Here is a 20185-nt window from a genome sequence, read left to right as displayed (position 1 = left end):
TAACGAAACGTGAGCGACCAAGGAGAAGGTGTGCCGGAGAGCGACGAGCCGACGCGGCTCTGGGGTGCGCGGTTCGCGGGCGGCCCGGCCGAGGCGCTGGCCCGGCTGAGCGTCAGCGTGCAGTTCGACTGGCGCCTCGCGCCCTATGACCTGCTCGCCTCCCGCGCGCACGCCCGGGTGCTGGCCAACGCGGGGCTGCTCGACGCGGACGAGCTGGGCCGCATGCTGGCCGCGCTGGACGATCTGGAGTCGGCCTGCGCCGCCGGTGACTTCCGCCCCACGATCGAGGACGAGGACGTCCACACCGCTCTGGAGCGCGGCCTGCTGGAGCGGCTCGGCGCGCTCGGCGGCAAGCTGCGGGCCGGCCGGTCCCGCAACGACCAGGTCGCCACCGACCTCCGGCTCTACCTGCGTGACCACGCCCGCGGGGTGGCGGTGGCGCTGATCGAGCTGGCCGACGCGCTGACCGAGCAGGCGGCCCGCAACGTCGGCACCGCGGCGCCCGGCATGACCCACGTGCAGCACGCGCAGCCGGTGAGCTTCGGCCACTGGCTGCTGGCGCACGTCCAGCCGCTGCTGCGTGACCTGGAGCGGCTGCGCGACTGGGACGCCCGCACCGCGATCAGCCCGCTCGGCTCGGGCGCGCTGGCCGGTTCGTCGTTGCCGCTGGACCCGGCGGCGGTCGCCCGGGAGCTGGGTTTCACCGCCCCCGCGGAGAATTCGATGGACGCCGTCGCCGACCGTGACTTCGTCGCCGAGTTCCTCTTCGCGACCGCGCTGATCGGTGTGCACCTGTCCCGCCTGGGCGAGGAGGTGGTGCTCTGGACGTCGACCGAGTTCGGCTGGGTGGAGCTGGACGACGCCTTCGCCACCGGTTCGTCGATCATGCCGCAGAAGAAGAACGCGGACATCGCCGAGCTGGCCCGGGGCAAGAGCGGCCGGCTGGTCGGCGGCCTGGTCGCGGTGCTGACCATGCTCAAAGGCCTGCCGCTGACCTACGACCGGGACATGCAGGAGGACAAGGAGCCCGCGTTCGACGCGGTGGACACCCTGGAGCTGCTGCTGCCCGCGCTGGCCGGGATGATCTCGACGATGACGGTCCGGGTGGACCGGCTGGCCGCCGCCGCGCCCGTCGGTTTCTCGCTGGCCACCGAGGTCGCCGACTGGCTGGTCCGCAAGGGTGTGCCGTTCCGCGACGCGCACGAGATCACCGGCAAGCTGGTGGCGCTCTGCTCGGCCCGTGAGTGCGAGCTGGACGACGTCTCCGACGACGACCTGAAAACGGTCAGCGAGCACCTCGACCCGTCGGTGCGGGAGGTGTTGTCGGTGTCGTCGGCGCTGGCCGCGCGCACCACGCCGGGTTCGACCGGCCCCGGCCCGGTGGCCGACCAGCTCGCCACCGTGCAGCACAAGCTGGACAACTGGCGCCAGTGGGCGGTGGAGAAGGTCGTTCCCCGGTAACACCATCGCAAGGCCGTGAAGGCGGTGACGGGCATCATGCCCCGTCACCGCCTTTTTGCATTTCTTGCCACAGTTGACGTCTCTTCAGCAAGAACTTGCACGAAAACCCGGAAAGTAGCGCAGCGAATTACCTGTTTGTCCTGATAACACCTGATCAAGGAGCGGCCGCGTACCAGCAAGGGGTTTCTAAGTATGAAAGTTCTTGCTACGTTCCGATGCGTCACCGAGCAGGTCATCAAGGAGCGCATCATGCGTCACATAGCCCAGGGACTCGCTGCCGCCGCCCTCACCGTCACCCTCGCCGCCTGCGGTGGTGGCGAGGCCGCCGAGCCGGAGAAAAAGCAGGATCTCGCCGCCGAACTCACCTGGTGGGACACCTCGGACGCCAAGAACGAGGGCCCGGTCTTCCAGGAGCTGATCCAGAAGTTCAACGCCGAGTTCCCGAACGTGAAGATCAACTACCAGTCGGTGCCGTTCGCCGACGCGCAGAACAAGTTCAAGACCGCCGCCGCGGCCAAGACCGGCGCCCCGGACATCCTGCGCGCCGAGGTCGCTTGGGTGCCCGAGTTCGCGTCGCTGGGCTACCTGTACTCCCTGGACGGCTCGGACCTGACCGCCGACGAGGCCGACTACAACCCGGCCGCGCTCGCCTCCAACAAGCTGGACGGCAAGACGTACGGTGTCCCGCAGGTCACCGACAGCCTGGCCCTGCTCTACAACAAGGAGCTCGTGCAGAAGGCCGGTGTCGAGGTCCCGAAGACCTGGGCCGAGCTGAAGACCGCCGCGCAGACGGTCAAGCAGAAGACCGGTGTGGACGGCCTCTACATCAACCCGGCCGGCTACTTCACCCTGCCGTTCCTCTACGGCGAGGGCGGTGACCTGGTCGACACCGCGGCGAAGAAGATCGTGGTGAACTCGGAGCAGAACGTCGCCGGGCTGAAGGTCGCCAAGGACCTGATCGACAGCGGCGCCGCGGTCAAGCCGTCCGCCACCGACGCGTACAACACGATGATGACCCTCTTCAAGGAGAAGAAGGTCGCGTTCATCGTGAACGGCCCGTGGGAGGTCGGCAACGTCAAGTCCGCCCCCGGTTTCGGCGGCGTGGAGAATCTGGGCATCGCGCCGGTCCCGGCCGGTTCCGCGAAGGCCGGCACCCCGATCGGCGGCCACAACTACGTGGTCTGGTCCGGTGTCCCGCAGGAGAAGGCGGCCGCCGCGGTCGCGTTCATCAAGTACATGAACTCCGCCGAGTCGCAGGCGTTCCTGGCCGGCAAGCTGGGCCTGCTGCCGACCCGCAAGTCGGCGTACGAGATCGACTCGGTCAAGGGCGACCCGGTGATCGCCGCGTTCCAGCCGGTCTCGGAGACCGCTGTGAACCGCCCGTGGATCCCGGAGGGCGGCCAGTTCTTCGGCGCGCTCGACCAGCTCGCCACCGAGGTGCTGGTGCAGAACAAGGACCCGAAGGCCGCCCTCGACGCCGTCGCGGCGAAGTACAAGGCCGAGGTCGTCCCCGGATACGCCACCAACTGATCATGACCACGGTGATCGCGCTCCGGCGGAGCTGGGACAAACACTGGACGGCCTGGGCGATGGTCGTACCGGTGGTGCTGATCCTGGCCGTCCTGATCCTCTATCCGCTGGCCAACGGCATCTGGCTGACCTTCACCAACCAGACCGAGGCCAACCAGCTCGCCGAGATCTGCACGAAGTCGATCACCGGTGGGGAGGTCTGCAGGGAGAACCCGAACGCCTGGTCGTACGTCGGGTTCGACAACTACGTGAACATCCTGACCGGCCGGATCGGCGAGTTCTGGCAGTGGACCGGCACCACGGTGATCTGGACGGCCGCCGGGGTCGCGTTCCACTACGGCCTCGGTCTCGGCCTGGCCGTCCTGATCCACCGGGAGATGCGGTTCCGCGGCCTCTACCGGGTGCTGCTCGTGCTGCCCTGGGCGGTGCCCGCGTTCATCAGCGCGTTCGCCTGGAAGTTCCTCTTCAACGAGCGGCTCGGCCTGGTCAACTCGGTGCTCGACGCGTTCGGGTTCGACTCGGTCGCGTGGTTCGCCGACCGGTGGTCGTCGCTGTTCGTGGCGGTGCTGACCAACATCTGGCTGGGTGTGCCGTTCATGATGGTGGCGCTGCTCGGCGGCCTGCAGAGCATCCCGTCGGATCTCTACGAGTCGGCCGAGATCGACGGGGCCTCGCCCTGGCAGCGGTTCCGGCACATCACCCTGCCGGGGCTGCGGCCGGTCAGCTCGACGGTGATCCTGCTCGGCACGATCTGGACGTTCAACATGTTCCCGATCATCTTCCTGGTCACCGAGGGGCAACCGGCCGGGCAGACCGAGATCCTGGTGACCGGTGCGTTCCGGGCCGCGTTCGAGGGCATCCGCAACTACTCGCTCGCCTCCACGTACGGCGTGCTGATCCTGTCGATCCTGCTGGTCTTCTCGGTCTTCTACCGGCGGGTGCTGCGTAGACAAGGCGAGGTGTGGTGATGGCCGGCCGGACCAAGGGCAAGTCGATCGCGCTGCACACCACACTGATCCTGGCCTCCCTGATCGCGGTCGGCCCGATCCTGTGGGTGGTGCTCTCCTCGTTCAAGCCCGGGTACGCCGTGCAGAGCACCGAGATCACCCTGATCAAGGACCCGACGCTGGCCAACTACCGGTACGTGCTGTTCGAGACGCGTTTCCCGGAGTGGTTCCTGAATTCGGTGATCGTGGCGAGCCTGACGATGCTGATCGGCATCTTCTTCTCGGCCACCACCGGGTACGCGCTGTCCCGGTTCAACTTCCCGGGCCGCCGGTCGCTGATGATGGTCTTCCTGGTCACCCAGATGTTCCCGGTGTCGATCCTGATCGTGCCGATCTACTCGATCATGTCGACGCTGGGGCTGATCAACACGCTGCCGTCGCTGGTCATCGCGTACCTGACCATCGCGGTGCCGTTCTGCGCATGGATGCTGAAGGGGTACTTCGACTCGATCCCGACGTCGCTGGACGAGGCGGCGTCGCTGGACGGGTGCGGTCCGTTCCGGACGTTCTGGCGGGTGATCCTGCCGCTGGCCCGCCCGGCCATCGCGGTCACCGGCTTCTACTCGTTCCTCACCGCGTGGGGCGAGGTGGCCTACGCGTCGGCCTTTACCCAGACCGACGACAAATTCACCCTGGCGTACGGGCTGCAGCAGTTCGTTCCGCAGTTCAATGCGCAGTGGGAATACCTGACCGCGGCGGCCGTGCTCGTCACGATCCCGGCCGGAATCGTATTCCTGTTCGCCCAGAAGCATCTCGTGTCGGGTCTTACCGCCGGCGGCACGAAGGGTTGATCGGAGGTAAAAGAGAACGCCGATATTCCGGAACCGGAATATCGGCGTTTTCCGTCAAGGGCGTCAGGCCGGAACGGCCGCCCGGGTCGGTGCGATCGCGGTCGAGTTCCGCACCACGAGTTCGGGATGGAAAAGGTACTCCGAGTGCGGCGCCCCGTGCCCGTTGATCTCGTCGACCAGGGAACGGACCGCGGCCACCGCCATCGACGCGACCGGCTGGCGCAGCGTGGTCAGTGGCGGGTCGGTGAACGGGATGAGTGTCGAGTCGTCGAAACCGATCACCGACACGTCCTCCGGAACCCGCAGCCCGCGGCGCCGGACGGCCCGGATCGCGCCGAGCGCCATCATGTCCGAGGCGCAGATGATGCCGGTGGCGCCCTTGGCGATCAGTCGTTCCGCGGCGACCTCGCCACCCTCGACGCCGAACAGCGTCAGCGAGACCAGCTCGTCCAGGTCGGCGTCGGCGATGCCCAGCTCACGCTTGAGCGCCGTCCGGTAGCCCGCCAGCTTGCGCTGGGTGGTGATGAACCGGTTCGGGCCGGAGATCAGGCCGATCCGCCGGTGTCCGAGAGCGACCAGGTGGGTGACCGCCAGCTCGCCGGCCGTCCGGTCGTCGCACGACACGAACGGCGCCTCCAGCTCCTTGGCGAAGCTGTTGACCAGCACGATCGGCAGCGGCCGGTCGAGCAGGCGCTGATAACGGGAGCGGTCCGAGGTGGTGTCGGCGGCCAGCGACGAGATGAAGACGATGCCGGAGACCTGACGGTCCAGGAGCATCTCCACGTACTCGTCCTCGGTCACGCCGCCCGGCGACTGGGTGCAGAGCACCGGCGTGTAACCGTGCTGGGCCAGTGACGATTCCACCACCTGCGCGAATGCGGGAAAGATCGGGTTCTCCAGCTCGGGAACCACGAGACCGACAAGTCCGGCACTGCGTTTGCGAAGGCGTTCCGGCCGTTCGTATCCGAGTACGTCGAGGGCGGTCAGGACCGCCTGTCTTGTTTCAGCGGAGACGCCGGGGCGGTCGTTAATGACACGCGACACCGTCGCCTCACTGACCTGAGCCTGTTTGGCGATATCGGCCATTCGCGCACGCATGGTCCCACTCTAGTCGTCTGTCGCATGCCGGGCATGGTCCTGAAAGGTCTTCCATTGGATGCAAGACCTTGCTAACGTCCGGCGGCAAGAACGATACAGGTTGATCCCTCGATGCAGCGGCCCGTGGGGCTGCGAATATGAATGACAATCGATCCGATACCACCGAATCGGAAGGGTGCGCGTCATGGCACCGAAAAGAGTAAGGCTGGGCACCGCGCTGCTCAGCCTGTTCCTTCCCCTCCTCGCCGTCCCGGCGGCTCAGGCTCAGGCGGCCGCTCCGAAAGCTCCCAGCGACGCGGTAGTCGCGAACTGGGGTTCCGACCGCGCCTCCAGCGGCGAACAGTTCTATTTCGTCCTGCCGGACCGGTTCGCCAACGGAAACCCGAAGAACGATCTGGGTGGGCTCAAAGGTGACCGGCTGTCCACCGGTTACGACCCCACCGACAAGGGCTTCTACCACGGCGGCGACCTACAGGGCGTGATCGACCGCCTGGACTACATCCAGGGGCTCGGCACCACCGCGATCTGGCTCGCCCCGGTCTTCAAGAACCGTCCCGTCCAGGGCGCCGGCGCCGACGTCAGCGCCGGGTACCACGGGTACTGGATCACCGACTTCACCCAGGTGGACCCGCACTTCGGCACCAACGCCGACCTGAAACGGCTCGTCGATCTGGCGCACCGGCGGGGCCTGAAGATCTACCTGGACATCATCGTCAACCACACCGCGGACGTCATCAAGTACGCCGAGGACACCTACACCTACGTCGACAAGGCGGACTCGCCCTACACCGACGTCGACGGGCAGCCCTTCGACGACCGCGACTACGCCACGTCGCAGCGGTTCCCGGCCACCGACACGACCTCGTTCCCGTACACGCCGATCTTCGGCAGTGAAAAAGACAAGACGGTCAAGAAGCCGTCGTGGCTGAACGACGTGACCATGTACCACAACCGCGGTGACTCGACGTTCGCCGGCGAGAACAGCGAGTACGGCGACTTCTTCGGCCTCGACGACCTGTGGACCGAGCGTCCCGAGGTGGTCCGGGGCATGACGAAGATCTACGCGGACTGGATCCGGGACACCGGCATCGACGGCTACCGCCTGGACACCGTCAAGCACTCCAACATGGAGTTCTGGCAGCAGTGGCAGCCGGGCATCGAGAAGGCCGCCAAGCCGGGCTTCTTCACGTTCGGCGAGGTCTACAGCGCGGATCAGGAGATCCAGTCCGCTTATGTACGCCAGGGCAAGCTCCCGGCCACGCTGGACTTCTCGTTCCAGGAGGCGGCCCGCGGTTTTGTCACCGGCAACAGCGGCGCCGAGGCACTGTCCGACCTCTACGCCAAGGACGACCTCTACACCGCCCGGGACACCGGCGCGGACCGGTTGCCGACCTTCCTCGGCAACCACGACATGGGCCGGATCGGTTCGTTCATCGCCGCCACCGCGACCGCCGACACCCAGCTCAAGCGGGACCAGTTGGCGCACGAGCTGATGTTCCTGACCCGTGGCCAGCCGGTCGTCTACTCCGGTGACGAGCAGGGCTTCACCGGGCCGGGCGGCGACAAGGACGCCCGTCAGGACCTGTTCGCCAGCCGGAGTGCGGACTACCTGGACGACGACCTGATCGGCACCGACCGCACCCACGCGGTGGACAACTACAACACCGCGCACCCGCTCTACCGGACCATCGCCGACCTGGCGAAACTCCGTAAGGCGCACCCGGCGCTGGTCACCGGCGCGCAGACCACCCGTTACGCCGCCGACGGGGTCTTCGCGGCCTCCCGCATCGACCGGGCCAAGCGTGCCGAATACGTGGTCGCGGTCAACAACGCCACCACCAGCCGCACCGTCTCGTTCCCCACGGCGACCCCGAACACCACCTTCACCGGCGTGTACGGCGGTGCGAGCAGCACGTCGTCGGGCGCCGACGGCCGGATCACCGTCACCGTTCCGGCTCTGTCGTCGATCGTGCTGAAGGCGGGCGCCGCGGTGGCCGTACCGGCAAACGGTCCGTCGGTGACCATCAGCAGCCCGAAGCCGGGCGCACTCGTCCCCACCCGCACCGAGATCGTCGCCGACGTCACCGGTGACCCGCTGTCGACCGTGACCTTCGCCGCCCAGGTCGGCGACGGCCCGTGGCAGCTGCTCGGCACCGTGAACCGGGCGCCCTACCGGATCTTCCACGACCTGACCGGGCTCGCCGGGAAGACCCCGGTGCGCTACAAGGCGGTGGTCCGCGACAGCAGAGGGCGGCTCGCGTCGTCCGCGGTGAACATCGGTGTCGGCACCCCGCCGGCCACCTCCACCGCCGGGTACGCGGTCGTGCACTACCAGCGCACCGACGGGAAGTACGACGACCAGAACCTCTACGTGTGGGGTGACGTCGATGCGTCGATGGTGACCACCTATCCGGACGGGCAGCCGTTCACCGGGCAGGACTCCTACGGGCGCTTCGCCTACGTGAAGTTGAAACCCGGCGCGAAGTCGGTCGGTTTCATCGTGGTCGGCGACGACGGGGTCAAGGACACCGCCGCCGACCGGACGATCGACGTGTCCGCGAATCCGGAGATCTGGCTCAAGCAGGGAGATACCGCGGTCTACCCGACACGACAGGCGGCAACCGGGCAACCTGATCCTGTGCCTGACGAGTCCACAGCGATCATCCACTGGAAGCGGGCCGACGGGAACTACGACGGCTGGGGTCTGCACGTCTGGTCCGGCGCGGCCGGCCCGACCGACTGGTCGGCGCCGCTGCTCCCGGCCCGGATCGACAGCTTCGGCGCGGTGTTCGAGGTGCCGCTCGCGGCCGGCGCGCCCTCGCTCAGCTACATCCTGCACAACGGCGACACCAAGGATCTGCCCACCGACCAGTCGCTGGACTTCGCCAAGGCCGGGCGGGAGGTCTGGCTGCTGGCCGGCCAGGAGACCCGGCTGCTGCCACTGGTCAAGACCGCTGGCGGCGGCGTCATCGACGTGACGAAGTCGGCGGCGGTGTGGATCGACCGGGGGACGATCGCCTGGAAGACCGGGGCGTCCACGGACGGCAAGGTCTACCAGCTGGCCTACTCACCGACCGGTGGGATCGGGGTCGCCGACGGCGCGCTGACCGGAACGTTCCGGACCATCGACCTGAAAGCCGCTTCGCTGTCCGAGGCGCAGCGCAAGAAGTTCCCGCACCTGTGGCAGTACGACGCCTTCAAACTCGACAGGTCGGCCGTCACGGACATCCTGCGGGGTGAGGTGGTGGTCGCCGAGCTGGCCGCCGACGGGAAGCTGATCGCCGCCACCGGGGTCCAGCTCGCCGGGGTCCTCGACGACGTCTACCGGAGCGCGGCATCCGCCACACTCGGGCCGGTCGTCGACGGGCGGAAGGCCAGCGTCGCGGTCTGGGCGCCGACCGCTCGGGACGTGCAGCTGGAGGTCGGCACGGCGCTGACGCCGTTGACCAGGGACGCCCGCACCGGCGTGTGGTCCGGGCGCGGCGACTGGGCCGGGAAGGACTACCGGTTCCGGGTGACCGCGTGGCAACCCGCCACCCAGAAGATCGAGACGGCCTCGGTGACCGACCCGTACTCGGTCGCGCTCACCACGAACTCCACCCACAGCCGCTTCGTCAGCCTGTCCGACCCGTCGTCGGTCCCGGCCGGCTGGGCGTCGCTGAAGAAGCCGGCCGCGGTTCCCACTGCCAAGATCCAGATCTCCGAGTTGTCGGTACGGGATTTCTCCATCGCCGACGAGTCGGTGGCGGCTCCGGCCCGTGGCACCTACCGGGCGTTCACCGACCCGAAGACGGCCGGGATGAAACACCTCACCGGGATCGCCGCCGCCGGAGTCACCCACCTGCACCTGCTCCCGGCGTTCGACTTCGCCACCATCCCGGAAAAGCGCTCCGACCAGCAGCAACCCGCCTGTGACCTGGCCTCGCTGCCGCCCGACTCGGCCGAACAGCAGGCCTGCGTCGCGGCGGTCGCGGCCACCGACGGCTACAACTGGGGCTACGACCCGCTGCACTACACGGTGCCCGAAGGCGGGTACGCGGTGGATCCGGCGCAGCGGACCCGCGAGTTCCGGGAGATGGTCGCCGGAGTCAACAAGGCCGGACTGCGCGTGGTGATGGACGTCGTCTACAACCACACCGCCGCCGCCGGGGTCGACCCGAAGTCGGTGCTCGACCAGATCGTGCCCGGCTATTACCACCGCCTGCTCGAGGACGGGACCGTCGCGAACTCCACGTGCTGTGCCAACACCGCGCCGGAGAACACCATGATGGGCAAGCTGGTGGTGGACTCCCTGGTCACCTGGGCCAAGGCGTACAAGGTCGACGGGTTCCGCTTCGACCTGATGGGCCACCATCCGAAAGCGAACATCCTGGCCGTGCGTGCCGCCCTCGACAAGCTCACCGTTACGAAGGACGGGATCGACGGCAAGACCATTTTCCTGTACGGCGAGGGCTGGAACTTCGGCGAGGTCGCGGACGACGCGCGCTTCGTGCAGGCCACCCAGCTGAACATGGGCGGCACCGGGATCGCCACGTTCAACGACCGGCTCCGGGACGCGGTCCGCGGCGGCGGGCCCTTCGACGGCAACCCGCGCATCCAGGGCTTCGTGTCCGGGCTGGCCGGGGCGCCGAACGGGGATCCGGTCAACGGGACCGCCGAGGAGCAGCGGGCCCGTCTGCTGCACTACCAGGACCTGATCAAGGTCGGGCTCACCGGCAACCTGGCCGGCTACACGTTCACCGGGTCGTCCGGCACCGTGGTCAAGGGCTCCGACGTCGACTACAACGGCTCACCGGCGGGCTACACGGTGAACCCCGGTGATGTGATCACCTACGTGGACGCGCACGACAACGAGATCCTGTACGACTCGCTGGCGTACAAGCTGCCACAGGCCACCACCGCCGCCGACCGGGCGCGTGCGCAGTCGGTGGCGCTGGCCACCACGATCCTCGGCCAGGGCCCCGGCTTCGTCACCGCCGGCAGTGAACGGCTGCGGTCGAAGTCGCTGGACCGCAACTCGTACGACTCGGGGGACTGGTTCAACCAGATCATCTGGAACTGCGCCGACGGCAACGGCTTCGGCCGGGGGCTGCCGCCCAAGCCGGACAACGAGGCGAAATACCCGTACGCCGGCCCGCTGCTCGCCGACCCCGCCCTGGTGCCGGACTGTGCCGCGATCGACCAGACCGACACCTCCTACCGGGAGATGCTCCGCATCCGTAAGTCGACCCCGGCGTTCGGCCTGGCCACCGGCGCCCAGGTGCAGAAACGGGTGACGTTCCCGCTCTCCGGCACCTCGGAGACCCCGGGCGTGATCACCATGACGATCGACACCCGCGGTGTGGACCCGAACTGGAAGTCGGTGACCGTCGTCTTCAACGCCGGGACGACGGCCGCCACCCAGAAGGTGCCGGCCCTGGCGGGCAAGAAGGTGGCCCTGCACCCGATCCAGCAGTCCTCAGCGGACCCGGTGACCCGGACCGCGTCCTTCACCCCCGGCACCGGCACCCTGACGGTTCCGCCCCGGACGGTCGCGGTCTTCGTCCAGTCCTGACCGATCCCGCACACGCGTGGTGATCTCCGTCCGCCGGAGGTCACCACGCTGCGTGTCGCGGCCCGGTTCTGCCGGACCACCGCATCCGGCCCGGCGGCCGCGGGTCGGTCTCGAGGAGGGACCGCCTCGCGTGGTCGCCACGGGACCGTTTGGTGGACCGTACAAAATCAGCGGTTTTGATGTAGGTCTCTCAGCAGGGCGATCTCGGCTCCGTGGTGGATGGTCTCGCGGTTGATGTGCAGGATCAGCGTGGCCAGCGGCTCCGCGGCGAACGGGCCCTCGGCCGGGCCGCACGGGCGGGACAGGCCCTCCTCGCCCAGGTCAGCGACCCCGGCCAGCCAGCGGGCATACGCCTCGTCCAGCTGGTCCAGGGCGCCGGCCGCGGTGCCGGACCACGGGAACGTCGCGTAGTCGACCGGCGGGCCGCCGAAATGGCTGGCCGAGCGTGGCCGGAGCTGGTTCCGCCAGTGCCAGTCGAGCTGCTCACGGAGTTGCGTGTTCCAGTCGAGGCCCATCCTCCGACGGTAGCCCCGGCTGACCGTTCTCAGGTGGTTCGGCTCAGCTTCGGGGACTCCGCGTCGGCCGGGGGCTTGCGGAAACGGCCCGCCACGCCGATGCCGACGGCGATCAGGATCGCGGTGCCGGTGACCACGCCGACCAGTGTGGTGGACAGGTCGAACAGTTTCAGGGCGCTCGCCAGCAGCACGATCACCAGCGCGGCCCGGACCAGGCCGCCGGGCGCACGCGACGAGATCCGGGAGCCGAGCAGCACACCCGGGATCGAGCCCAGGATCACCGCGCCCGCGATGTCCAGCTGCAGATCGCCGAAGAAGGCGTGGCCCAGCGCCGCCGCGGTGACCAGCGGGACCGCCTGGATCAGATCGGTACCGACCAGGTCGTTGGCGCGCAGTGTGGGATAGAGCGCGAGCAGCGCCACGATGATCAGCGAGCCGGAGCCGACCGAGGTGAGACCCACGACCAGACCCCCGACCACCCCGATGAGTACGGTCGGGATCGGCCGGACGGTGATCGGTGCGGGCGGGCCGTCGCCGCCCCGTCGCCCGGTCCACGCCTTCAGCAGCATCCCGGCCGCGGCCAGCAGCAGAGCCACCCCGAGCGCGATCTTGACGGCGTGCTGGACGTCCTCGTCACTGCCGAACGCCCGCAACAGCAGCACACCGAGGAACGCGCTGGGGATGCTGCCCACGCACAGCCAGCGCACCAGCGCCCAGTTGACCGTGCCGCGGCGGGCGTGCACCCAGCCGCCGAACGGTTTCATGATCGCGCTGGCGGCCAGGTCGCTGGAGATCGCCGCGACCGGATGCACCCCGAAGAGCAGCACCAGGATCGGGGTCATCAGCGCGCCGCCACCCATGCCGGTCAGGCCGACGATGATGCCGACCCCGAGGCCGGCGAGCACCATGATCGGATCCACGAGGCGCAAGCCTGCATCACGGCTCACCGCCTTGTCTACTAATTCAGTTGAGATTGTCGACTTTCGCGGGTTGCTCAGGTGCCCGGCGGTCACGCCGATCAGAACGGTCCGCACGGTGGCCCAGGCGCCACCCGAGACCGGAGGTGCCCGTTGGTGGACCCGCTGCTGCTGCTCCTGCGTGAAGAGATGTCCCGCAAGCTGTCGGACGTGGCCGCCACGATGACGGCGACCATGGAGGTGCTGACCGCCACCCGGACCGTCGCCGGGGACGTCCGCGGCACCGAGTCGCTGCGCGCCGCCATCGAGGAGCTCGGCGCCACCCGTGACCACCTGCTCGGCCAGGTCCGTGCCCTGGAGGCGTGCGCGCCGGCGCTCAGCCCGCGCTGAGTCCGGCCGTCTCGCCGAACGCCGCGCCCGTCTCGTCGAACGACGCCCTCGTCTCGTCGAACGACGCCGCCGTCTCGTTGAACGACGCCCAGTCCAGGCCGAGTCGGCGCAGCCGGCGCAGTGACGAACGGCTGCGGGTGCCGACGTAGACCTCGAACCAGTCGGCGTCGTCCTCGCCGACCAGCGCGATCGTGTCCGGCCCGGCGTACAGCCGGGACCGGGCGCTCGGCCAGCGCATCGGCCGTAACGGCACCCGGCGCAGCGGCGCGACGATCCGGCGCGCCTGCGACCGGTCCACGAACGCCATCCCGCCCGCCGCGGTTCCGTCCATCGCGGCCCCGGCCAGCACCGTCAGCAGCAGGTAGCGGCTGAGCCGTTCGCGTTCGCGCAGCGGCTGGTCGCTGAGCCCGTGGTAGTAGACCGCCGGATCGTCCGCGCCCGCGTCCATCAGCAGGTCGAACGTCCCGTCCGCGGCCTCGCCGAAGACCAGGGTGCCGCCCGGCCCGCCGGGAACCGGATCCCGGTGGATGGTCAGGGGATCGCTCCCGGTCCGGCCGGCGACCGACCGCTGGAACACCCGCAGCGCCTCCGGCAGCCGCTCATCAAGCCGTGCCGGGTCCAGCCGCCGCCCGCTGACCAGCGTCGACGGGGCGATCTCGGCCAGGCCGGCGGCCGGCGGGGCGATCTCGGCCGGGCCGGTGGCCGGCGGTGCGGGCCACCAGTCGGCGGCGAACCGTTGCATCGCGGTCAGCGGGTCGTCCGGCAGCAGGTCCAGCCAGTCCGGGCCGGGCCACGGCGTCTCCGCCAGGCCCAGCAGATGCTCCGGCAGCGGGGTGTCCAGGCGCAGGTCCAGCCGTTGCAGCACGCCGCGGCGGCGGGCCGGTTCGGTCACCCGGGCGGTGCCCAGTGTCAGGCAGCCGTCCGGCAGCCGGGCGAAGACGTGCAGCGGCAGGCCGTCACCGGCGGTCAGGCGGCCCTCGATGAGGCGCGGGAACGGCCCGGAGACGGTCAGGTCCTCGGCGTTGCGCACGCCGGTGGCGATCATGACGGTGCCCTCCGGCCCGGCGGCGAACACCGCGTCGGCGGTGGTGTGCACCCGCGCCCCCGGCCCGGCCTCGGCGAGGGCTCCGGCCTCGGCGACGACTTCCCAGAGGCGGATCTCCACCGGCCCACGGTAGATGCCGGCCGCCACCGTGACGAGACCGGCACGCCCGGTGACCGCGCGGGTGGCCTCCCCCTCGGCGGCCACCCGCGCCGGCGAATCCGACGGTATCCGGTGCCGGCACGTGCCCGGCGCGGGTCAGTGGTCGTCGTGGTCGGTGGCGCGCGCGGCGCACAGGAAGGCGCCGCCGATCGCGAAGGCGCCCAGCACCGCCAGCGAGATCTGGGTCTCGTGGTCGACCTGGCGTTCGTAGACGGACCGGGCGACGACGGTCTCCCGCTGGTGGTCGACCAGCACGTAGGTCCCGCCGCGTTCGGTCGGGCTCCCGTTCAGCGCGCTGAACGCCAGCACCAGCGACAGCCAGAACCCGGCGAAGATCAGGGCCGCCGCGACCGCCGCCCACACCGGCACGTGCGGTGGCACCCAGGAGGCGAGATTCCACCGGCGCCGGGGCTGCTGGGTACGGTAGCCGCGCCGGTTGGCGAGGATGCCGACCGCGAAACCGGGCACCGTCAGGATCGCGGCGAGCCCCACCGCGACCTGGGTGATCACCGGCCGGGCCCCGAACGTCAGGGTCACGATGAGGACGGCGCACCACAGCACCCCGGCCCCGGACACCATGCTCAGCCCCAGCAGGCCGCGTCTTGTGAACATCACCGCCGACGCTAGTGTCCGACCGTCCAGAATGCGGCCGTTTCCCGGCAAAACGGCAGGCGACGTTCCTAGAGTGGGGCCGTGCGCCTCATCCTGCCGTTCCTGGTCGCCGTCGCCGTGCTCTACCTGTCGTCCGCTCCGGCGGCCGCGGTGCCGGGCCCGCCGCCGCTGCATCAGGGCTGGATCGTCACCCAGCAGACGCCGTACCGGTGCCTGACCGGTGGCGACGCCGGGACGACGCTGTTCACCAGCGCGTGCGACCGGGGGAACCGGGCGCAGGACTTCTACCAGACCAGCGAGGGCCACTTCACCCAGGACGAGAACTGTGTCCAGCCGCGGACCACCGCCAAGGGCATCAAGGCGCGGGTGGAGTTGTGCACGTACAAGGCCGATCAGAAGTGGTGGTTCACCACCGTGTTGCGGGCCGGCGACCAGAAGGGGCCCTGCCTGACCGAGGTCTCGGTGGACGCGGCCGGCCGTGGCAAGGTCCGCCTGCAGGACTGTTCGGGTGCGCTCAACCAGCAGTGGCGGTCCCTGAACCCCTGGTGAGGCATCGACAATCGCTTATGGTGGGGCGTGCGTGTAGACGGGTGCGCCTGGTGCGGGGAGCGGCGGGACGAGACCGCTTTCGGGACGCGGGTCTGGTCCGGCCGGGTCAGTGACGCCTATTTCGCCCGCCGCGGCCGGGTGATGGTGGTGTGGCGGGGCCGGCACGTGGTGGAGCCGGTCGATCTGAGCCCGGTGGAGTCGGATCTCTACCACCGGGAGGTGCTGACGGTGGCGCGGGCGATCCGGGACTGTTTCCGGCCGGACCGGCTGAATTTCCTGACCGTCGCCGACGAGGAGCCGCACCTGCACACGCTGATCGAGACCCGTTATCCGGGCGGGGTGGGGGATCCGCGGGTGGACGCGGCGGCACTCCACGCGTCACTGATGTGAGGGTGTAGGCTCGACGTCTCTGCGCTTAAAGCTTGACGGAGCCTGAATTCCCACCATCAGAATACGCCCTGGAGGACGTGTTGTCAACGGAGACGGAGAAAGCCGCCGAGCAGGACTACCTCGACATGCTCTACCGGCGCCTGGACGAGATGCGCGACGTGGCCCGGGACCGCCTGCACCAGCAATGGCGGCAGTCCGAGGGCACCCGGCAGGACCGGGCCCAGCGGGACTCCGCCGCCCGCGACCACGCCGCCCGGCTGGCCCGTTACGAGGCGGTGGAGTCCGGGCTCTGCTTCGGCCGGCTCGACCCGCACGACGGCGCTCCGCTGCGGATCGGCCGGATCGGCATCCACGACCCCGACGACGCGCTGCTGGTCGACTGGCGGGCGCCCGCGGCCCGGCCGTTCTACGTGGCGACGGCGATCACCTCGTACGGCATCGACCGCCGCCGCCACATCCGCACCCGTGGGCGGACCGTGACCGGTCTGGACGACGAGGTGCTCGGCGCCGGCGTGACCGGCACCGGCCTGGTCGGCGAGGCCGCCCTGATCGCCGCCCTGGACGAGCACCGCACCGGCCGGATGCGCGACATCGTCGAGACCATCCAGGCCGAGCAGGACGAGGTGATCCGGGCCGGGGCCGGTGGCGTGCTGGTGGTCCAGGGCGGGCCGGGCACCGGCAAGACCGCTGTCGCCCTGCACCGGGCGGCCTATCTGCTCTATACCTACCGGGAGCAGTTCAGTGCCCGTGGGGTGCTGATCGTCGGCCCGAACCCGACGTTCCTGCGCTACATCTCGCAGGTGCTGCCGTCGCTCGCGGAGACCGGAGTGCTGCTCGCCACCCCAGCCGACCTGTTCCCCGGGGTGACCGCGACCGCCGCCGAGCCGCCCGGGGTCGCCGCGGTCAAGGGCGACGCCGGGATGCTCGCGGTGCTGGCCGACGGGCTGCGGGCCCGGCAGCGGGTGCCGGCCGAGCCGATCGAGGTCGAGGTGGACCGGCACGTGCTGCGCCTGGACCGCTACGACTGCGAGCCGATCCGCCGGCGGGCCCGGGAGTCCGGGCGGCTGCACAACCTGGCCCGCCCGATCTTCGAGGCCGGGGTGCTCGACGTGCTGGCCGCCCAGGTCGCCGAGCGGATCGGCGACGACCCGTTCTGGGACGACCCGCTCGGTGAGGACGACGCGCCGGGGGTGCCGAACGTGCTGGACGAGGCGGACCTGGCGGACATCCGCGCCGACCTGGCGACCGAGCCGGCGGTGCTCCGGGTGCTGGACGAGCTGTGGCCGGTGCTGACCCCGGAACGCTTCCTGACCGATCTGTACGCGACGACCGATCACCCCCTGCTGCGCCGCGAGCCCGGTGGCGGCTGGACCGCGGCCGACGTGCCGCTGCTGGACGAGGCGGTGGAGTTGCTGGGCGAGGACGACCGGGCGGAACGGGCGCGGGCGGCCCGGGCCCGGCAGCGACGGCTCGACTACGCGCAGGGTGTCCTGGACATCAGCGCCGGCTCCCGCTCGACCGACCACCGGGTGCTGACGGCGACCGACGTGCTGAGCGCCGAGGAGCTCGCCGACCGGTACGCCGACCGGGAGCAGCTGTCCGCCGCCGAGCGCGGGGCGGCCGACCGGCGCTGGGCGTTCGGGCACGTGATCGTCGACGAGGCGCAGGAGCTCAGCGCGATGGCCTGGCGGATGCTGATGCGCCGCTGCCCGAGCCGGTCGATGACGGTGGTCGGCGATCTGGCGCAGACCGGGGCGCTCGGCGGGCCGGAGTCCTGGGCCGAGGTGTTCGCCCCGTTCGTCGCCGACCGCTGGCGCCTCGCCTCGCTGACCGTGAGCTACCGGACCCCGGCGGAGATCATGGCGTACGCCGGGCGACTGCTCGCCGACGCCGATCCGCCGGTGGTCCTGCCCCGCCCGGTCCGGTCCGCCGGCGCCGAGCCCCGCGAGGAGTCCGGCGATCTGACGAGGCTCGCCGCGCTGACCGTTCCGGATCAGGGCAGCCTGGCGGTGATCGTCCCGTCCGCCCGGTACGCCGAGATCGCCGCCGCCCTGCCCGGACTCGGCCGGGACGTGGAGGACCCGGCGGTGCTGCTCACCGTCGCGCAGGCCAAGGGGCTGGAGTTCGACGAGGTGGTGCTGGTCGATCCGGAGGCGATCCGGGACGGCTCGCCGCGCGGGATCAACGACCTCTACGTGGCGCTGACCCGCGCGACCCGGCGGCTCACGGTGTTCCGGACGACGGGCGGCGGCGCGGGGAGTGCCGGCGGTAGGCGCTGACCGTCGGGTCGCCGGTGATCCAGAACCGCCACGGCACGTCGTGCGCCGAGGTCACCCCGACCCGGGGCCCGGCCGAGACCGGTCCGGCCGGAGTGTCCGGCGGGGCCAGCGAGGCCGGGCCGCCACCGAACAACGGGGTGTCGTTGGCCGCCCGGTCCAGGCCGAGGACCTGCATCAACTTGCCGGGGCCATTGGCCAGGACCGCGTCGGTACGAGCGGACGGCCGCCGTTCCCGGGCCAGGTCGACGCCGTCGATCACGGCTCCGGCCCGCAGCAGCGCCGCGGCGGCCACCCCGTCCTCACCGCAGACCACGTTGGCACAGAAGTACATGCCGTAGATCTGGTAGACGTACAGCCGCCCGGCGGGGCCGAACATCACCGCGTTCCGGTCGGTCCGGCCCCGGTGCGCGTGACTGGCCGGATCCGCGCCGAGCCCGCTGTACGCCTCGGTCTCGGTGAGCCGCACGGTCACCCCGTTGGCGGTGAGCCGCCAGCCGAGCAGTGCGCGGGCGGCCTCGTCGACGCGGGCCGCGGGCAGCGCGCGCCAGCTCACGGCACCGTCTGGAACGAGCGCTTGGAGAACCCGATCATGTAGCCGTCGATCGTGGTCCGCACCGGGGCGTCCGGCCGGTCCGCCGCGCCGAGCGTGACGAAGAGCGGGGTGAAGTGGTCCGGGGTCGGGTGCGCGTACGGCATGCCGGGCGCCCGGTCCTGGTACGCGGCCAGCTCGTCGACGTCACCGCGGCCGAGCGCGTCGGCGGCCCAGGCGTCGAAATCGGACGACCAGGACGGCACGGTGCCGTGCACGACCATCTCCCGGGTCATGAACGGCAGCCCGTGCACCATGAACCCGGAGCCGATCACCAGCACCCCCTCGTCCCGCAGCCCGCGCAGCCGCTCCCCGATCGCGAGCAGCCGCGACGGGTCCTGGCTGGGCATGCTGAGCTGCAGCACCGGCACGTCGGCCAGCGGGTACATCGCCATCAGCGGCACCCACGCCCCGTGGTCCAGGCCGCGGCTCGGATGCTGGTGCACCGGCTCGCTGTCCGGCATGGCGGCGGCGACCCGGCGGGCCAGCGCGCTCGCGTCCGGAGTGTCGTACCGCATCTGGTAGTAACGCCTGTGGAAGCCGCCGAAGTCGTAGACCAGCGGGGTGTGCGCGGCCGGTGCGGAGAGCGACAGCGGCGCGCTCTCCCAGTGCGCCGAGACGATCAGGATGCCCGTCGGCTTGGGCATCGACTGCGCCCAGTCGAAGAGCTCGCGCAGCCAGGGGCCGTCGTCGAAGAGCGGCGGCGCGCCGTGGCTGAGATACAGCGCGGGCAGTGCGGTGTCCCCGGCCCGCCAGGCGCGTTGCTCGTGGGCGCGGGGCAGGGCGCCGATCAGGAACTGGTCGTACGCCCCGGCGGGCACCGCGGGATGCAGAGTGGTCATCGGGTGCTCCTGGAAGTCGGGCAGGGGTTGTCCGGGTCGATCGCCGTGGTGATCCGCCGGCCGATTTCGTGGAGTTGCCGGACCTGGGCCTTGGTGAGCGCGTCGAAGACCAGGCCACGCACGTGCTCGACGTGGCCGGGCGCCGACGCGACCACCTTGTCCCAGCCGTCGTCGGTGAGCGTGGCCAGGGTGTAGCGCCCGTCGGCCGGGTCGGGGCCGCGGGTCACCCAGCCCCGTTTCTCCAGCCGGCCGACCGCCTGCGAGAGCCGGGCCAGGGAACCCTCGGCGAGCAGTGCCAGCACGCTCATCCGCATGGTCCGGTCCGGCGCCTCGGAGAGGCCGGCGAGGATCCCGTACTCGAAGTGACTGAGGCCGGCGTCGCGCTGCAACTGCGCGTCCAGGGCGGTGGGCAGGCGCATGAAGACGCCCATCAGGGTCATCCAGGCGTCGTGCTCTT

17 protein-coding genes are annotated in these 20185 nt (G+C 70.3%); 9 read left to right on the top strand and 8 right to left on the bottom strand.

The window, feature by feature from the left end; translation table 11 throughout:
• The first annotated feature begins 9 nt into the window (after window positions 1-9).
• From argH to Aco03nite_RS08075, 4 genes are all read left to right on the top strand, one after another.
• Window positions 10-1461, top strand: a complete 1452-nt coding sequence (gene argH / locus Aco03nite_RS08090) for an argininosuccinate lyase (RefSeq protein WP_203794150.1) — start codon at window positions 10-12, stop codon at window positions 1459-1461.
• Window positions 1462-1710: 249 nt separating this feature from the next.
• Window positions 1711-2991, top strand: coding sequence for an extracellular solute-binding protein (locus Aco03nite_RS08085; protein WP_203794149.1), 1281 nt, complete (start codon window positions 1711-1713; stop codon window positions 2989-2991).
• A 2-nt stretch (window positions 2992-2993) separates the two neighbouring features.
• On the top strand, window positions 2994-3959 hold the full coding sequence (locus tag Aco03nite_RS08080) for a carbohydrate ABC transporter permease (RefSeq protein WP_239144991.1): 966 nt from the start codon (window positions 2994-2996) through the stop codon (window positions 3957-3959).
• A complete protein-coding gene (locus tag Aco03nite_RS08075) occupies window positions 3959-4789 on the top strand; it encodes a sugar ABC transporter permease (protein WP_203794148.1) in 831 nt (276 codons plus the stop codon). The genes Aco03nite_RS08080 and Aco03nite_RS08075 overlap by 1 nt, the downstream gene beginning before the upstream one ends.
• Window positions 4790-4852: 63 nt before the next feature.
• On the opposite strand, the gene Aco03nite_RS08070 is transcribed toward Aco03nite_RS08075, so the two are convergent.
• Window positions 4853-5887, bottom strand: coding sequence for a LacI family DNA-binding transcriptional regulator (locus tag Aco03nite_RS08070; protein WP_203794147.1), 1035 nt, complete (start codon window positions 5885-5887; stop codon window positions 4853-4855).
• A gap of 184 nt (window positions 5888-6071) precedes the next feature.
• Here Aco03nite_RS08070 and pulA point away from each other — a divergent pair, with 184 nt between their 5' ends.
• A complete protein-coding gene (gene pulA / locus Aco03nite_RS08065) occupies window positions 6072-11441 on the top strand; it encodes a pullulanase-type alpha-1,6-glucosidase (RefSeq protein ID WP_203794146.1) in 5370 nt (1789 codons plus the stop codon).
• 167 nt (window positions 11442-11608) lie between these two features.
• Here pulA and Aco03nite_RS08060 read toward each other — a convergent pair whose 3' ends face one another.
• Together Aco03nite_RS08060 and Aco03nite_RS08055 are read right to left on the bottom strand one after the other, a co-directional pair.
• Window positions 11609-11956 carry a DinB family protein gene (locus Aco03nite_RS08060; RefSeq protein ID WP_203794145.1) on the bottom strand — a complete coding sequence of 116 codons (348 nt, stop codon included), beginning with the start codon at window positions 11954-11956 and terminating at the stop codon, window positions 11609-11611.
• A 29-nt stretch (window positions 11957-11985) separates the two neighbouring features.
• Entirely contained in the window at window positions 11986-12876 is an 891-nt protein-coding gene (locus tag Aco03nite_RS08055; protein ID WP_239144990.1) for a sulfite exporter TauE/SafE family protein, read from the bottom strand.
• A 153-nt stretch (window positions 12877-13029) separates the two neighbouring features.
• On the opposite strand from Aco03nite_RS08055, the gene Aco03nite_RS08050 reads away from it, so the two are divergent.
• The gene (locus Aco03nite_RS08050; RefSeq protein WP_203794144.1) at window positions 13030-13263 is read left to right on the top strand and encodes a hypothetical protein; all 234 of its coding nucleotides are present in this window, start codon (window positions 13030-13032) and stop codon (window positions 13261-13263) included.
• Here the strand turns inward: Aco03nite_RS08050 and Aco03nite_RS08045 are convergent.
• Window positions 13250-14512 (bottom strand): hypothetical protein, encoded by a 1263-nt coding sequence (locus tag Aco03nite_RS08045; RefSeq protein WP_239144989.1) that lies wholly within the window; start codon window positions 14510-14512, stop codon window positions 13250-13252. The two genes, Aco03nite_RS08050 and Aco03nite_RS08045, sit on opposite strands and share 14 nt — an antisense overlap.
• 51 nt (window positions 14513-14563) lie before the next feature.
• Window positions 14564-15079, bottom strand: a complete 516-nt coding sequence (locus Aco03nite_RS08040; RefSeq protein WP_203794143.1) for a hypothetical protein — start codon at window positions 15077-15079, stop codon at window positions 14564-14566.
• Window positions 15080-15160: 81 nt separating this feature from the next.
• Here Aco03nite_RS08040 and Aco03nite_RS08035 point away from each other — a divergent pair, with 81 nt between their 5' ends.
• From Aco03nite_RS08035 to Aco03nite_RS08025, 3 genes are all read left to right on the top strand, one after another.
• Window positions 15161-15628, top strand: coding sequence for a ricin-type beta-trefoil lectin domain protein (locus Aco03nite_RS08035; protein ID WP_203794142.1), 468 nt, complete (start codon window positions 15161-15163; stop codon window positions 15626-15628).
• Window positions 15629-15655: 27 nt separating this feature from the next.
• Window positions 15656-16018: an HIT family protein gene (locus Aco03nite_RS08030; RefSeq protein ID WP_203794141.1), complete on the top strand. Its 363-nt coding sequence runs from the start codon at window positions 15656-15658 to the stop codon at window positions 16016-16018.
• An 80-nt stretch (window positions 16019-16098) separates the two neighbouring features.
• On the top strand, window positions 16099-18297 hold the full coding sequence (locus tag Aco03nite_RS08025) for a HelD family protein (protein ID WP_507762610.1): 2199 nt from the start codon (window positions 16099-16101) through the stop codon (window positions 18295-18297).
• Here Aco03nite_RS08025 and Aco03nite_RS08020 read toward each other — a convergent pair.
• Genes Aco03nite_RS08020 through Aco03nite_RS08010 form a run of 3 tightly spaced genes read right to left on the bottom strand, consistent with a single transcriptional unit; the run spans window position 18242 to window position 20168 of the window.
• Window positions 18242-18850, bottom strand: coding sequence for a DNA-3-methyladenine glycosylase (locus Aco03nite_RS08020; protein WP_203794140.1), 609 nt, complete (start codon window positions 18848-18850; stop codon window positions 18242-18244). The genes Aco03nite_RS08025 and Aco03nite_RS08020 overlap by 56 nt on opposite strands.
• Window positions 18847-19728, bottom strand: coding sequence for a dioxygenase family protein (locus Aco03nite_RS08015; protein ID WP_203794139.1), 882 nt, complete (start codon window positions 19726-19728; stop codon window positions 18847-18849). The genes Aco03nite_RS08020 and Aco03nite_RS08015 overlap by 4 nt, the downstream gene beginning before the upstream one ends.
• Window positions 19725-20168 carry a MarR family winged helix-turn-helix transcriptional regulator gene (locus Aco03nite_RS08010; RefSeq protein WP_203794312.1) on the bottom strand — a complete coding sequence of 148 codons (444 nt, stop codon included), beginning with the start codon at window positions 20166-20168 and terminating at the stop codon, window positions 19725-19727. Before Aco03nite_RS08010 ends, Aco03nite_RS08015 begins: the two co-directional genes overlap by 4 nt.
• Window positions 20169-20185 lie beyond the last annotated feature (17 nt).

It is taken from the genome of Actinoplanes couchii, assembly GCF_016862075.1.
GTDB classification, from domain to species: Bacteria; Actinomycetota; Actinomycetes; order Mycobacteriales; family Micromonosporaceae; genus Actinoplanes; species Actinoplanes couchii.
The sequence above is the reverse complement of the archived record's forward strand: the minus strand, read 5'-3'. Positions and strand labels throughout refer to the sequence as shown.

Coding starts and splice junctions, on each gene's coding strand:
- Aco03nite_RS08040 (WP_203794143.1), bottom strand. CDS start 15,079: ATGTTCACAAGACGCGGCCTGCTGGGGCTGAGCATGGTGTCCGGGGCC.
- Aco03nite_RS08015 (WP_203794139.1), bottom strand. CDS start 19,728: ATGACCACTCTGCATCCCGCGGTGCCCGCCGGGGCGTACGACCAGTTC.
- Aco03nite_RS08010 (WP_203794312.1), bottom strand. CDS start 20,168: ATGACCCTGATGGGCGTCTTCATGCGCCTGCCCACCGCCCTGGACGCG.
- pulA (WP_203794146.1), top strand. CDS start 6,072: ATGGCACCGAAAAGAGTAAGGCTGGGCACCGCGCTGCTCAGCCTGTTC.
- Aco03nite_RS08075 (WP_203794148.1), top strand. CDS start 3,959: ATGGCCGGCCGGACCAAGGGCAAGTCGATCGCGCTGCACACCACACTG.
- Aco03nite_RS08070 (WP_203794147.1), bottom strand. CDS start 5,887: ATGCGTGCGCGAATGGCCGATATCGCCAAACAGGCTCAGGTCAGTGAG.
- Aco03nite_RS08080 (WP_239144991.1), top strand. CDS start 2,994: ATGACCACGGTGATCGCGCTCCGGCGGAGCTGGGACAAACACTGGACG.
- Aco03nite_RS08085 (WP_203794149.1), top strand. CDS start 1,711: ATGCGTCACATAGCCCAGGGACTCGCTGCCGCCGCCCTCACCGTCACC.
- Aco03nite_RS08060 (WP_203794145.1), bottom strand. CDS start 11,956: ATGGGCCTCGACTGGAACACGCAACTCCGTGAGCAGCTCGACTGGCAC.